Source organism: Alkalicoccus luteus (assembly GCF_052061695.1).
Taxonomy (GTDB): Bacteria; Bacillota; Bacilli; order Bacillales; family Salisediminibacteriaceae; genus Alkalicoccus; species Alkalicoccus luteus.
The window spans coordinates 235,133-248,577 of sequence record NZ_JBPZEY010000001.1 but is presented as its reverse complement, the minus strand read 5'-3'; the positions used below and the strand labels follow the sequence as shown (position 1 = coordinate 248,577).

The following is a 13,445-nucleotide window of genomic DNA, read 5'->3' as shown; positions in this document are numbered from 1 at the left end:
GGTTTACTCCGGGGGACCGTCAGATAGGGAGAGGTGCCGTATGAAAAACTGGTTTCACATATTTCCGCAGCACACCGGCTTGAGTTTGTATGCCTGGATTATATTCTGTCTGCTGCCGTTTTATTTCGTTATTGCCAATTCCGCCCCGCGTGAAATTGTAGCAGGGGTGCTGATGATCATCATTTTTTTCGCGGCTTACCGTTTTTCTTTTGTAAAACGGGGCTCGATTGTTTATGCGGCAGTCGGTATTGAACTGACCGTAAGTATCGGGATGACGCTGTACTTCGGGTACATTTATTTCTTTTTATTTCTGGCCTTCTTTATCGGAAATATCACGCAGCGCCGTGAATTCGTTCTGCTGTACACGTTAAACGTTGTGGCAGGCGTATCATCTGCTGCTTTCGGCTTTTATATCCAAAGTGAGATTTTCATGATGCAGCTGCCGTTTATCGTTATCAGTCTGATTGGCATCCTGCTTCTTCCGTTTACGATATATTTACGAAAAAAGCAGGAGAAGCTCGAAGGGGAACTCAAGGACGCTAATAAAAAGATCTCCCAGCTGATCGTCATGGAAGAGCGCCAGCGCATAGCCCGAGATTTGCATGACACACTCGGTCAAAAGCTCTCGCTGATAGGGTTGAAAAGCGACCTTGCGGAAAAGCTGATTGAGATCAACGGCCAGGAAGCCAAGAAAGAGATCGGCGATATTAACCGCACCGCCCGGCTTGCGTTGAAAGAAGTTCGTGAGCTCGTATCGGATATGCGGGGAACGCGGCTTGCAGAAGAAATGCGGCATGTGCAGGAGATCTTGGAAATAGCCGGAATCCACTTACACGTATCAGGCAGTCCGGAGCTGAAGGAAGTGCCGCTGCTCGCAGAAAACACGCTCAGCATGTGTCTGAAAGAAGCGGTCACAAACATCGTCAAACACAGCAAGGCAACGCTGTGCGAGATTTCGATTTTGGATTCAGCGGGTGAAATTTTGGTGAAAGTAACAGATAACGGCAGCGGTTTTTCGCTTCATACAGTGCAGCAGAATGAAAGCGGAATTCAAGGAATGAAGGAACGACTGGAGTTTGTAAATGGAACGCTCGACATCGTATCGAATGATGGCACAAGCCTGTTTATGCGGATTCCGCGTATCGTGCAGCCGGTTAGAAAGGAGCAGCCGTTATGATTCGAATTGTACTTGCTGAAGACCAGCAGATGCTGCTTGGGGCTCTAGGAACCCTGCTTGGTCTAAAAGAAGACATGGAGGTTGTCGGAAAGGCAGAAAACGGCGAGGAAGCAGTGGAGTTAGTACGCACGCTGAATCCGGATGTGTGCATGATGGACATTGAAATGCCGTCTAAAACAGGTCTGGATGCGGCAGAAGAGCTGGCGGATCATCCCTGTAAAATTATCATTCTGACTACGTTTGCTCGTTCCGGCTATTTTCAGCGTGCAAGAAAAGCCGGTGTGAGCGGCTACCTGCTCAAAGACAGTCCCAGCGAAGAGCTGGCCAATTCAATCCGCACGATTATGAGCGGGCGCAAAGTATACGCGCCGGAGCTGATTGATATTGCCTACAGTACACCTAATCCGCTTACAGACAGGGAAAAAGAGGTCATGAAGCTGATCGCGGATGGGCAGACAACGAAGGAGATTTCTGCCGGCCTTTATTTAACGAACGGCACGGTTCGAAATTATATTTCGTCTATTCTTGATAAACTGGAAGTGCCCAACCGGATTGCAGCTGTCACCCTTTGCCGGGAAGAAGGATGGCTCGATTAATGGGTTGCTGCACGTTAAAACCGCCTGCGCACATTGCGCAGGCGGTTTATGTTTACTCGTGAATTAGCGTCCATCTGTAGCATTTTCTGTACGGACGATCAATACGTCGCACTTCGCATGACGCGTAATGTGTTCGGATACGCTGCCGATCAGGAACCGCTCTACAGCGTTCAAGCCGGTCGCACCGGTGACAATTAAATCCACTTCATGCTTTTTAGCGACATCTTTCGCGATTTTTACCTTTGGAGAACCGTAGTCCAAAATGAGGGTGACATCCGTTAAGCCTTGATCTTCAGCGAGCTTTTTGTACTCATTAAGCATGTCTTTGGCATACTGCTCGGCTTCTGAAAAGATCGTGCGGTCGTAGTGTTCAACCGAGGCGAAAGTCCTTGTATCGACAATGTGGGCAAGTAAGAGCTTGGCGTCGTGATCTTTCGCCAGAAGGGCGGCTTTGCGAAAAGCGCGCTTTGCTTCATCAGAGCCATCAACAGCAACGAGAATGTTAGAATAACGAACAGACATTAGTAACGCCTCCCATTTCCCAAAGTGCCGGTTTACCCGGTTATATTGTCATTCTACCATACTTATTCCCGAAAAAATGGAATGAAAACGCATTATCAGCTACTTTAATGCGTTGCAGTTGAGAACAAAGACGGATTCAGCGACAATAGATATATCACAAGATGAAGGTGGTTTTGGAATTGCGGCATGCTATTATTACGGCTGGAACGAAAGGTCTTGGCAGAAAAATGACGGAAACGATGCTGAAGGCCGGCTACGCAGTAACCGTGAATTACCGTTCGGATATAGAAGCGGTGCGTGAAAGACAGAAAGACTGGCAGGATTATGGCGATCAAATTCAGTTCGTGCAGGGAGATGTCCAGAACAAAGAGGATCTGAACCGGCTTGCTGACGAAGGGCTGAAGCGTTTCGGCAGAATTGATGTGCTTCTTCTGAACGCCGGTCCCTACATCTTTGAACGCAAAGCTCTCGCTGACTATGAGGACAGCGAATGGCATGAAATGATCAACGGCAACTTAAATGCAGCATTCTATTTACTGAAAAAAGTGATACCTGTTATGCGGGAGCAGCAGTTCGGCCGGGTGGTTACATATGGCTTTCAAGGGGCCGACCACTCACCGGGGTGGCTGTTTCGCGCAGCCTTCGCAGCATCGAAGGCAGGGCTTGCTTCTTTAACAAAATCACTGGCAATTGAGGAAGCGCCGAACGGGATCACTGCCAATATGGTATGCCCCGGTGAAATTCTTGATGAGATGAAGGAAAGTTCGATTGATTATTCGCGCAGTCAGCCCGACGATAAAACGCCGGTTGGGCGAAGCGGCACCGGGGAAGATATAGCCAGGACGGTCATGTTTCTCTTAGATGACAAAGCTGATATGATCACGGGCAGTGTTATTGAAGTGACAGGAGGCCTGGACGTTCTCCATAAGCACCGCTCTTAAAGGGAAGGAAACATGCAGGAAGCCGCCAGCAGGCGGCTTCGTCAGAGTGTTGATAACGTCATTTCAGGTGAATGACTTTGCATCTGCCTGCATCTGCGGACACTCGCTTTCCGGAGGGAACGGCCTCAGCTAACCGCTTCCTTCTTCCGTCGGATCTTCGCCTTGTTCTGACCCTCCCGGAGTCGAGTTTCCTCCGATTTAGCAGCTGGCTGTCCGGTTGAAACCCTGGTGATGATTCACACGAGCTTGTTCCATCTAGAGGGAACCTTTCGTTAGGCAGCGCTTCGATGTCGAATCGGGATGAACGTCAACGTATCCACCAAAAAAAGCCGCAGCGTCCAGCGATTGGAACGTTTTTCTTCATCAAACAAATTAATCTCCCCTTTGTGTCCGGCGGGGACGTCTGTGGAATTAGCGCAGCCTGAAGATCCCGTGCCGTTCAGATCTGCGAACGGCATCCAAGCACGAGCGGAGCCGGACTGGGTCTTGAAGGCTTCTAGTAAGAAGCCTGAGTCCGAGTGAAGCCGTGCCTTTCTTCCCTTCATACTGGGTCATCCTGAGAAATAGCTGAAGGGCAAGCCCACGGCAGGCTCGGTAAACAGAGGGGAAAGTCAATCAATCGAATAAACATGTAAACAAATTGACTTTATCAACAGCCCGAAAAAGAAGCCGCGTGGGCGGCTTCTTTTGATTTTCCTATTCTGGTCGACGAAAAGTGCGGCATGAACTGTCAAACGGCACTGGAAGCTGCCAACATCGGCCGGTGACGACTTCGAAAAGGCTGTGTCTGCAGATGCGGGTTGAAATGGATGATCGATGATCGCGTGAGCCATAGAAGAAGGGACTGCCGCTCTGATGCTGAGTGGCAGTCCCTTTGCTTAACGTCCTTAAATGACGGTCAGGCTCGTCGGAGTCGATGTAAGCGTAACAGCTCCATCCTCTGTTAGGAGAACGTCGTCCTCAATTCGAACGCCGATTTTACCGGGAATGTAGATCCCGGGTTCAATCGTAAACGTCATACCCGGCTTCAACAAGTCAGTGTTGTCTGCGTGCATGGAAGGAAGCTCATGGACCTCGATCCCGAGGCCGTGTCCAATCCGGTGAGGAAAATACTCTCCATAGCCGGCTTCCTCAATAACTGAGCGGGCGGCATGATCGAGCGTGCCAATCGTTTCACCGGGTACGGCAGCCTTCAAGGCTTGTTCCAGTGCAGAACGGACGGTTTCATACACGCGTCGGCTCTCGTCGTCCGGCTCTCCGAAGAAGACAGTCCGGGTAATGTCAGATGCATAGCCTTTCCACATGACACCGAGGTCGAACAACACACTGTCTCCTTTTTTGAGCGGGGCAGTCCCCGGCACACCGTGCGGATCTCCGCCGTTGCCGCCAAACAGAACCATCGGCTGAAAGGACATTTCCCGAACGCCCTGTTTTTTCAAGGAATATTCGATAGCGGCGACAACCTCTACCTCGGTAACGCCTTCCTGAAGAGCGTTGATACCGGCTGAAATGCCTTTGTCTGCAAGAGCAGCTGCTTCCTTCAACAACTCTTGTTCGTCAGGTGCTTTCACAAGGCGGCTGCCCGTTAACACGTCATCTGCTTCGACGAATGTTGCATCCGGTGCAAGGCGCTGCCAGGATTTCAGCCTGCTCCAGGAGATGCCGCTTTCCAGTGCGATCGTCTCCGCACGGACGTGTTGATCTGACAAATGCTGCTGCAGCTTTTCCCACGGATCTTCGGTATCGGTGTAGCCGATAATGGGAGCATCGATCATTTGCCTAATCTGATTTATTTCCATTGCGGGACATACGATGAGCGGGTCGCCCTCGGCAAAAAGAAGCACGGCGAGCAGCCTTTCGTGCGGATCGGCATCAAAGCCGCTTATGTAAAACACATTTGGTCTTGACTGAGCCATCAGCACATCGATTCCCTGCTGCATCATCTGTTTTTGAAGAGTTTGTATACGGGTCATCTGCCACCACTCCTTAAAAGTATCTGCACTCAGTCTAGCATACAGACAACCGGTGGGAAGCCGCAGGAAATTAATTTGGGGATTTTCATGCATATTCACGTTGCTGAACGGGTACGGGAAAGAGGAAAATATAAAGGAGGAGAGATGGCAGATGAAAGTATCTTATCATGGACATTCCGTTGTAAAAATTGAAACGAACGGCACGAACATTCTCATTGATCCTTTTATAACCGGTAACGGCCTGACCGATTTGGAGGCTGATAACACGAAGGCAGACGTCATTCTGCTTACACATGGACATAATGACCATGTCGGCGACACAGTAGATATCGCGAAGCGCAACGGTGCCCTTGTCGTGGCGCCGTTTGAATTGGCCACATATCTTGGTTTTCAGGGAGTGAATGCTCATCCAATGCATATCGGCGGCAGCCATGAATTTGCGTTCGGTACCGTTAAGCTCACTCAGGCGTTCCATGGCTCTGCCTATACAGAGGAAGAGAACCAGCGGATCGTCTATACCGGCATGCCGGCGGGGATTTTATTTTCGGCAGAAGGAAAAACAATTTATCATGCCGGAGATACAGGACTCTTTTCCGACCTGAAGCTGATTGGCGAGCGCAATAAAATTGATTTGGCTTTTCTGCCGATCGGAGACAACTTTACGATGGGGCCTGAAGATGCTGCCACCGCAGCGGAGTGGATACAGGCCTCCCACGTCGTTCCGGTTCATTACGACACGTTCGATGTCATTAAACAGGACCCTCAGGCATTCGTTGACCTGCTCGATGTAAAAGGAAGCGTTATGAAAGCGGGAGATTCCCTCGATCTGTAGTCAGCTTCTGCATGAAAATACGCCCGGTGCATGAATGCGCCGGGCGTTTGTACGCTTAAGAGGAATTACGGATAGAGCTCATTTCCTGATTCCATATAAAGCATTACTTCCTCATTATAAGCATTGGCGATAGAGATGCTGTTGCCTTCATCAGAGGCGTTGTTATATTCTTCCTCAAGCAGCGGGTACAGCTCTTCCCAAATAACGCTTCGTTCAATATGATCCCGGTCAAATTCAAGAAAAAAATCTTCTGGAGAAATGTCGAGTGCCTCTGACATACCTTGTACAGAAGCCGGCATGTTCCCTTCATAAAGTTCCACGTTATAGCGGGCGTGGTTTTCGACCATTTCTTCTGTTACTTCCACTTCATAAGCGATCAGGGCATATTCCCGCCAGAGCGTTTCAAATTCACTCCGTTCATGTGCGAAAAGAAGGATGTCTTCAGGAGACCATGACTCATTATATTCATAGCGCTGAATGTAATAACGGATAAACCAGCGCTCCAGCTGTGCGTCCAGGCGCTGAGAGGGAGCTGCTGTTTCTGCAAACAGGTCAAGCGCTTCATTCGTCATCCGTTCATAGTGTCCGGCAGTAAAGCTAACTTCCTGATCGCCAAAAATAAGCTCTACCGTGCCGTCTTCTTCAGCAGGTACAGCATCTGGCGATTCATTCGTGCACGCTGCAGCCAGTAATAGCACTAGAAGTGCCGTCAGGATTTTCATCACGCTTCACCCATTTCTGTTCGAACACTATTCTCCCACTCTTCCTATACCCTGAACAATGAGAAAAATATCGTTAATTGTCAAATTTAGTGTGAAATTGGAGCGAAACCTCGAATTTGAGAGCATGGTCCTGATTTGGATCCATCCCCATGGGGAAAAATGGTTCATGTACCCACGCCCCCAAGACTTGCTGCCATTCTTCTCCTTCTCTGCCTTGAACTCCCGTCACGGGAAACGTATACTTGTAGTAGTACAGAGTAATGATGTAAAGGTAAACAGTTTTGAAATAAAGGATGTGCGCCTGCGATGACAAAGCACGAGCAGATATTACAGTTTATCCGATCGCTGGAAGTAGGGAATAAAATATCCGTCCGGCATATTGCCAAGGAGCTTCATGTCAGTGAAGGAACAGCGTACCGGGCGATTAAAGATGCGGAAAACCAGGGAATGGTCAGTACGATTGAACGAGTCGGCACGATTCGGATCGAGAAGAAGCAAAAAGAGAACATTGAAAAGTTAACGTATGCTGAAGTTGTCAATATCGTGGAAGGAACGGTGCTTGGCGGCAGAAACGGACTTTATAAAACGCTGAACAAGTTCGTTATCGGGGCCATGAAGGCAGAGGCGATGATGCGTTACGTAGAGGCAGGAAACCTGCTGATTGTCGGCAATCGGGATAAAGTTCACCATATGGCACTTGAAGCTGGCTCAGCGGTACTCGTAACGGGTGGATTTGACACGGCGGAAGAAACAAAGCAGCTGGCAGATAAGCTGGATCTGCCTGTTATTTCAACGAGCTATGATACGTTTACTGTGGCGACGATGATTAACCGTGCTATTTACGATCAGCTGATTAAAAAAGAAATTATTGCGGTGGAGGATATCTTGATTCCGCTTGATAAAACGGATCACCTTACCCTTCAGCATACGGTGGAAAAATATCAAAACCTGAATAATCAGACCGGCCACAGCCGCTATCCGGTCATCGATGAAAATGGGAAGCTGCAGGGCATTGTGACGGCAAAGGATATAATGGGGACGAGTCCGTTTACCGATATTGAAAAAGTCATGACGAAGCAGCCGATAACCGTGACGCGGCAGACGTCTGTCGCATCTGCTGCGCATATGATGGTGTGGGAAGGAATTGAGATGCTGCCTGTCATCACGTCATCCAAGCAGCTTCTCGGGATCATCAGCCGTCAGGATGTGCTGAAAGCGCTGCAGATGATCCAGCGGCAGCCTCACGTCGGCGATACGATCGAAGATCTGGTCACCCGTCACTTGGAGGATGTTTCGGATAACCGGACAACTTTATACAAGCTCGAAGTGACGCCGCAGATGACGAATCATCTCGGAACCATTTCCTATGGTGTCATCACTACGATCGTAACGGAAGCATCCAGCCGGGTGCTGCGGAAGTACAAGAAAGGCGACCTTGTCGTGGAAAACATGACGGTTTTCTTTATGAAGCCGGTGCAGATCGATGCAAAGATTGAAATTCGGCCACGCGTTCTGGAAGTCGGCCGCAAGTTTGGAAAGGTCGACGTAGAGCTCTATTATAACGAGCAGATTGTTGGAAAAGCGATGCTGATGGCACAGCTGCTTGACCGCTAAGAAACAAAAACCTCCATGACAGATGTCATGGAGGAAGTGTCAGGCAGTCTGCTGTTTTTCTTCTTTGGCAAGCGGACTGAAGTAGCGATGCTGACGAGAGCCGAAGTAGATGTTTGCTGCACCTAAAGCAGTGAAAATCAAGCCGATCACAGCTGCTGTCGTCGTCTGATAGTTGATGTAGGCGTTAACGCCAAAGGACAGAACGAAAATGCCAAGTGAAATCGACGCTTTTGCACCATAAAGCTGGCGCTGGGCAGGCCCGTAACCGCGGGATTGAAACACTTTGAAATATACGAACGCGATCAGAGAAAAAACGATCACCAATGGGAAAATAATCATGATGCATACTCCTTTACATACTTGTAGCCTTCGTTCATTGTACCGGAGCACAAGGAAGGGCGCAACAAACAACGGGAGGGAATCCAGTGACAAAACAAGTAATTTTTAATATTTGGGATACGATTGAGAAGGCAGAGCGTATTATTATTCACCGGCACGTCAGACCGGACCCTGATGCGGTCGGCTCACAGGCAGGACTTGGCGAGCTGATTCAAGAAGCGTTTCCGGATAAGATCGTCAAGCTTGCCGGTGAAGAAGAGCAGTCGCTTACGTTTCTTTCCGGTATGGATGAGGTGACGGCAGAAGAGTACCGGGGAGCGCTCGTTATCGTGACGGATACTGCCAATGAAGCGCGAATTGATGGAGAGATTCCGGAGTCAGATACGTTGATTAAAATCGATCACCATCCAGAAGTCGATGCTTACGGTGATATTCAGTGGGTGAACACGGAAGCAAGCTCGACCTGTGAAATGATTTTCCGGCTTGCAGACGTCACCGGTATAAAAGTTACGGCTCGTGCTGCGCGGCTTCTTTTCGCAGGTATGTCGGCAGATACCGGACGATTCCGGTTTTCCAACACGACTCCGGCTACGTTCCGGGCTGCTGCGTCGTTGAGCGAGCATTCGTTTGACCGTCATTCGTTGTATAACGAAATGGATGTGACGACGCTGCCGATGCTTCGCCTGCAAGGCTACGTGCTGCAGGAAGTGGAAGTGACCGAGGAAGGGGCTGCCAAGGTGTACCTCACACGCGAGCGGATGGAATCGTTTGGTGTAACCTCGCGTGAAGCCGCTTCGATCGTAAACTGCTTTTCTAATTTGGAAGGCCTTCGGGCATGGGTGTTTTTTGTGGAAGAGGAGGATCAGATCCGTATGCGCATTCGGTCAAAAGGACCTGTGATCAACAAGCTCGCAGAAAAGTACCGCGGCGGCGGTCATCCGATGGCGTCAGGAGCAAGTGCGTTCAGCTGGGAAGAGACCGACTCCTTTTTTGGCGAGCTTCGTCACGTCTGCCGTGATAGTGAAGCTGCGAACCATGCATAGATTTCCCGTTCAAGCAGACACCAGGTTACGTCAACCCGGTGTCTGCTTTTTGTCGGAATGAAGACGATCGGAAACGGTGATTGCTTGTAATAGGCTGAATAGATAACGGTCGCTTCCTTTTCGGGGGCTGCCCCAGCGCGTGATGAAAGTGACTGCTTTTAAGCAGGTGCAGCCGGCGGCTTGCAAATCGGTTTCCAGACGAGCAGAATAGAAGAAGAATGAAACGCCTGGATGAAAGAACGTGTGTTCGTGTATAATGAAAGCAACCAAACCGTCTGTTAGAACGGGGAAAGGAAAATAGCGATGACATTTCCTCATCTTCACGTGCACAGTGAATACAGCCTGCTGGATTCGTCGGCCAGAATAGAGGGTCTGGCAGTCAGGGCGGCAGCCCAGAAAGCTCCTGCACTGGCACTCACCGATAAAAACGCGATGTATGGGGTTCCGGCGTTTGCTGCAGCCTGCCGAAAAGCAGGAGTCCGTCCAATCATAGGAGCAGAACTGGACTATTCAGGAAACACGAGCCTGATCGTGCTTGCGAAAACGGCTCGCGGCTACCGCGGACTTGTCCGGCTCGTCAGCAGAATTCAGCTCCAGGATACACCGCTCGAATTCGCAGATTTGGAAGCAATTGAAGACTGTGTGATCATCCAGCCGCTTCACGAAGGACCTGTACCCTTCCTGCTTAAACAAGGAAAGCAGGAGGAAGCAGCTGTCCTGCAGGGGCAGTTCGAGCGGCTTGCAAGCGATGTGTATATAGAAGTGCGCAATCATTACACGAAAGCGGACAGACATATGCTGCTCGAGCTGAGAAAGTGGCTGGAAAGCTTTCCGGCTAAAGTCATCGCGTGCAATCACGTACATGCAGTTGAGCGGGAAACGACCGACGTTCTTCCGGTGCTGCAGGCTGTTAAGCAGGGCTCACTTCTTTCTGAAACGGAGCCGGAGGCCGGATTGGAAGAAGGCTACTTGAAATCCCATACAGAAATGGAAGAAGCATTGAAGGGATGGGAGCATGCATTAACTGCGGCTGAAGAGATTGTCAGCGAATTCGCTGACAATCCGGTACCTGAGCCGGAACAGCATCTGCCAACGTATCCGTCCGACGTGCCGGCTGATCAGCTCCTGCAGCAATGGTGCGCAGAGGCATTGGAAGCTGTCTATTCGGACCGGCTAGAGGAAGCCCAAAGCCGGCTCGACTACGAGCTGTCCGTCATCTCGTCTATGGGGTTCTCAGATTACTTCCTAATCACAGCGGATTTTATGCGCTTCGCAAGAAGAAGCGGCATTCGTACCGGTCCTGGACGCGGGTCAGCAGCAGGCTCGCTTACCGCCTACCTGCTGCAAATTACAGATGTTGATCCGCTGGCGTATAACCTGCTGTTCGAACGGTTTTTAAATCCTGACCGGGTTACGATGCCGGATATCGATATTGACTTTGCAGACTCAGACCGGGACCGCGTTATTCAATACGTGGCAGAAAAATACGGCAGGGAGCATGTAGCCCAGATTATTACGTTTGGAACGTTTGCGGCGAAAGCTGCGCTCCGGGACTCCGGGAAAGCGCTCGGCATCGATCCTTATGCGATTGACCGGGCTGCCAAGCTCGTGCCGGCCCGGCCGGGCGTGACACTCGCGGAAGCCTTTCAGCAGAAGCAGCTGGCAATGATGAAGGAGGAACACAGCCACTGGTTTCACATTGCGGCCCGTATGGAAGGACTGCCGCGGCATACGTCGGTGCATGCAGCCGGAATTGTTATGAGCCGTGCTCCGCTGACAGAGCTTGTGCCGCTTATGCAGGGGCACGACGGCCTCGTTTTGACGCAGTATCCGATGGGAGATTTGGAGCGGATGGGGCTGCTGAAGATGGATTTTCTCGGTCTGCGGAACCTGACGCTCCTCGACAGGCTGGAAGAGCTCTCCGGGTTGTCGGCATCAAACGCCCCGCTTGACGACAGCGCCGTTTACGAGCTGCTGAGCCGGGGAGATACTTCCGGCATTTTTCAGCTGGAGTCAGAAGGCATGCAGCGCGTATTGAAAAAGCTGAAGCCGACAAGCTTTGAAGACATTGTAGCCGTCAATGCTCTCTACCGGCCGGGTCCGATGAAGTATATTCCGGACTACATTGACGGAAAGTACGGCCGCAGGCAGATCCGCTACATTCACCCGGATTTGGAGCCGGTGCTGAAGCAGACATACGGCGTGCTCATTTATCAGGAGCAGATTATGCAGATTGCCTCGCTTATGGCAGGCTATTCGATGGGAGAGGCCGATCTGCTGAGACGGGCTGTCAGTAAGAAAAAACGCGAGGATTTAGAAGAGGGACGGCAAGGCTTTTTAAAAGGGGCCCGCAGAAAAGGCTACGAAGAAGCAGAGGCGGAGGCGGTCTATGATTTGATCGTCCGCTTTGCCGACTACGGCTTCAACCGGAGCCATGCTGTCGCCTACAGCTTTATTGCCTACCAGCTGGCCTACATGAAAGCACGAGCGCCTGAAGCGTTTTATACCGCCTTAATGGAGAGCGTGACGCATGACAAGGAAAAACTGGCGTTTCTGATTCACGAGGCAAAACGGGCCGGCATCCGGATTCTCCCGCCCTCTGTTCAGGACGGCGGTGCAGCGTTCCGCATGGAAAACGGCGCTGTCCGGCTCGGACTTCACGTTCTGCGTCACGTCAATGCGCGCGCTGCCGCTTCCGTCGAAGAAGCGAGAGGAAGCGGACCGTTTCAAAGTTTGTTTGACCTGTGCGCCCGCATCCCGGCTGTCCATCGGCAGCGGCGCTTTTTCGAAGCGCTGATCGGAGGAGGGGCGCTTGAGGCGTTCGGCGAAAATAAAGCTGTGCTGCTGGCCACACTTGATGATGCGCTGGACTATGCAGCACAGGAAGATAAAACGGCGGAGCGCGGAGAAGCTTTGTTTGCAGATGAAGAGGTAGAAACGACCTACCGGGAAGCGAAGCCGATGCCGCGCATGCAGGAGCTGCAGCTTGAAAAAGAAATGGTAGGCTGCTATATCAGCGGGCATCCGCTGGAAGAAGCTGCAGAACTGCTCGAAAAGTATGGGAGAACGGTCTGTGCAGAAGCCATTCAGCTTTCTCATAAAACACCGGTCCGTATGGCAGGAATCGTCATGTCCATCAGACAAATTCAGACAAAAAAAGGAAAACAGATGGCCTTTATGGAATTAGAAGATGAGACAGGAACGATCGATGTTACCGTGTTTCCGGAGGAATACAGCAGCTGTCAGCTAAAGCTGCAAAAACAGGAAAAGCTGTTTATCGAGGCTGTGATAGAGGAATATGAGGGAACGAGAAAGGCGATTCTGAAAAAATGTATTCTGATTGACGAGCTGGTCGACAGGCAGAAGGCTCACGAGAAGGAAACGCTGTACCTGTATATTACACCGGAAGCAGAACGCCGCAGCCTCGATAAGGTGAAGGAGCTGCTGGAGGACACCCCGGGAAGTGTTCCCGTTGTGCTCAAATACGGCGCAGCAGGGGAGATTGTCCGTCTGTCTGAAATGTGGAACGTGAAGCCGGATGATCGTCTGGTGGACCGCCTCGGTGCCCTGCTTGGAAAAAAACATGTCTTTCTGAAAAGACCGAGGGTGTAACGCGTTCGAGAATCTGCTATAATAAGTGATGGCTCATGGTGGTCAGACCACCTGAAAAATGGATCTTGATACAG

Annotated in this window: 12 protein-coding genes; 7 read left to right on the top strand and 5 right to left on the bottom strand. The window is 50.7% G+C overall.

Features of this window, described 5'->3' with window-relative positions:
* Positions 1-40: 40 nt before the first annotated feature.
* Both ACSZLD_RS01275 and ACSZLD_RS01270 read left to right on the top strand, forming a co-directional pair.
* Positions 41-1,177, top strand: coding sequence for a sensor histidine kinase (locus ACSZLD_RS01275; protein WP_444684015.1), 1,137 nt, complete (start codon positions 41-43; stop codon positions 1,175-1,177).
* The gene (locus ACSZLD_RS01270; RefSeq protein WP_377910141.1) at positions 1,174-1,773 is read left to right on the top strand and encodes a response regulator; all 600 of its coding nucleotides are present in this window, start codon (positions 1,174-1,176) and stop codon (positions 1,771-1,773) included. The genes ACSZLD_RS01275 and ACSZLD_RS01270 overlap by 4 nt, the downstream gene beginning before the upstream one ends.
* Before the next feature lie 63 nt (positions 1,774-1,836).
* On the opposite strand, the gene ACSZLD_RS01265 is transcribed toward ACSZLD_RS01270, so the two are convergent.
* Positions 1,837-2,295 (bottom strand): universal stress protein, encoded by a 459-nt coding sequence (locus tag ACSZLD_RS01265; protein WP_377910140.1) that lies wholly within the window; start codon positions 2,293-2,295, stop codon positions 1,837-1,839.
* A 179-nt stretch (positions 2,296-2,474) separates the two neighbouring features.
* Here ACSZLD_RS01265 and ACSZLD_RS01260 point away from each other — a divergent pair, with 179 nt between their 5' ends.
* Entirely contained in the window at positions 2,475-3,236 is a 762-nt protein-coding gene (locus tag ACSZLD_RS01260; RefSeq protein ID WP_444684014.1) for an SDR family oxidoreductase, read from the top strand.
* A 272-nt stretch (positions 3,237-3,508) separates the two neighbouring features.
* On the opposite strand, the gene ACSZLD_RS01255 is transcribed toward ACSZLD_RS01260, so the two are convergent.
* Both ACSZLD_RS01255 and ACSZLD_RS01250 read right to left on the bottom strand, forming a co-directional pair.
* On the bottom strand, positions 3,509-3,781 hold the full coding sequence (locus ACSZLD_RS01255) for a hypothetical protein (protein ID WP_444684013.1): 273 nt from the start codon (positions 3,779-3,781) through the stop codon (positions 3,509-3,511).
* A gap of 342 nt (positions 3,782-4,123) precedes the next feature.
* Positions 4,124-5,209 carry a M24 family metallopeptidase gene (locus ACSZLD_RS01250; RefSeq protein WP_444684012.1) on the bottom strand — a complete coding sequence of 362 codons (1,086 nt, stop codon included), beginning with the start codon at positions 5,207-5,209 and terminating at the stop codon, positions 4,124-4,126.
* 151 nt (positions 5,210-5,360) lie between these two features.
* On the opposite strand from ACSZLD_RS01250, the gene ACSZLD_RS01245 reads away from it, so the two are divergent.
* Positions 5,361-6,041, top strand: coding sequence for a metal-dependent hydrolase (locus ACSZLD_RS01245; RefSeq protein ID WP_444684011.1), 681 nt, complete (start codon positions 5,361-5,363; stop codon positions 6,039-6,041).
* A gap of 65 nt (positions 6,042-6,106) precedes the next feature.
* Here ACSZLD_RS01245 and ACSZLD_RS01240 read toward each other — a convergent pair whose 3' ends face one another.
* On the bottom strand, positions 6,107-6,763 hold the full coding sequence (locus tag ACSZLD_RS01240; protein WP_377910136.1) for a hypothetical protein: 657 nt from the start codon (positions 6,761-6,763) through the stop codon (positions 6,107-6,109).
* A 306-nt stretch (positions 6,764-7,069) separates the two neighbouring features.
* Here ACSZLD_RS01240 and ACSZLD_RS01235 point away from each other — a divergent pair, with 306 nt between their 5' ends.
* A complete protein-coding gene (locus ACSZLD_RS01235) occupies positions 7,070-8,377 on the top strand; it encodes a DRTGG domain-containing protein (RefSeq protein ID WP_377910135.1) in 1,308 nt (435 codons plus the stop codon).
* 39 nt (positions 8,378-8,416) lie between these two features.
* Here the strand turns inward: ACSZLD_RS01235 and ACSZLD_RS01230 are convergent, their stop codons facing one another.
* On the bottom strand, positions 8,417-8,716 hold the full coding sequence (locus ACSZLD_RS01230) for a YtpI family protein (protein WP_377910134.1): 300 nt from the start codon (positions 8,714-8,716) through the stop codon (positions 8,417-8,419).
* Positions 8,717-8,802: 86 nt separating this feature from the next.
* On the opposite strand from ACSZLD_RS01230, the gene ACSZLD_RS01225 reads away from it, so the two are divergent.
* Positions 8,803-9,759 (top strand): DHH family phosphoesterase, encoded by a 957-nt coding sequence (locus tag ACSZLD_RS01225; RefSeq protein ID WP_444684010.1) that lies wholly within the window; start codon positions 8,803-8,805, stop codon positions 9,757-9,759.
* 303 nt (positions 9,760-10,062) lie between these two features.
* Positions 10,063-13,371: a DNA polymerase III subunit alpha gene (gene dnaE, locus ACSZLD_RS01220; protein ID WP_444684009.1), complete on the top strand. Its 3,309-nt coding sequence runs from the start codon at positions 10,063-10,065 to the stop codon at positions 13,369-13,371.
* Positions 13,372-13,445 lie beyond the last annotated feature (74 nt).

Coding starts and splice junctions, on each gene's coding strand:
- ACSZLD_RS01275 (WP_444684015.1), top strand. CDS start 41: ATGAAAAACTGGTTTCACATATTTCCGCAGCACACCGGCTTGAGTTTG.
- ACSZLD_RS01270 (WP_377910141.1), top strand. CDS start 1,174: ATGATTCGAATTGTACTTGCTGAAGACCAGCAGATGCTGCTTGGGGCT.
- ACSZLD_RS01265 (WP_377910140.1), bottom strand. CDS start 2,295: ATGTCTGTTCGTTATTCTAACATTCTCGTTGCTGTTGATGGCTCTGAT.
- ACSZLD_RS01255 (WP_444684013.1), bottom strand. CDS start 3,781: ATGAAGGGAAGAAAGGCACGGCTTCACTCGGACTCAGGCTTCTTACTA.
- ACSZLD_RS01250 (WP_444684012.1), bottom strand. CDS start 5,209: ATGACCCGTATACAAACTCTTCAAAAACAGATGATGCAGCAGGGAATC.
- ACSZLD_RS01245 (WP_444684011.1), top strand. CDS start 5,361: ATGAAAGTATCTTATCATGGACATTCCGTTGTAAAAATTGAAACGAAC.
- ACSZLD_RS01240 (WP_377910136.1), bottom strand. CDS start 6,763: ATGAAAATCCTGACGGCACTTCTAGTGCTATTACTGGCTGCAGCGTGC.
- ACSZLD_RS01235 (WP_377910135.1), top strand. CDS start 7,070: ATGACAAAGCACGAGCAGATATTACAGTTTATCCGATCGCTGGAAGTA.
- ACSZLD_RS01230 (WP_377910134.1), bottom strand. CDS start 8,716: ATGATTATTTTCCCATTGGTGATCGTTTTTTCTCTGATCGCGTTCGTA.
- dnaE (WP_444684009.1), top strand. CDS start 10,063: ATGACATTTCCTCATCTTCACGTGCACAGTGAATACAGCCTGCTGGAT.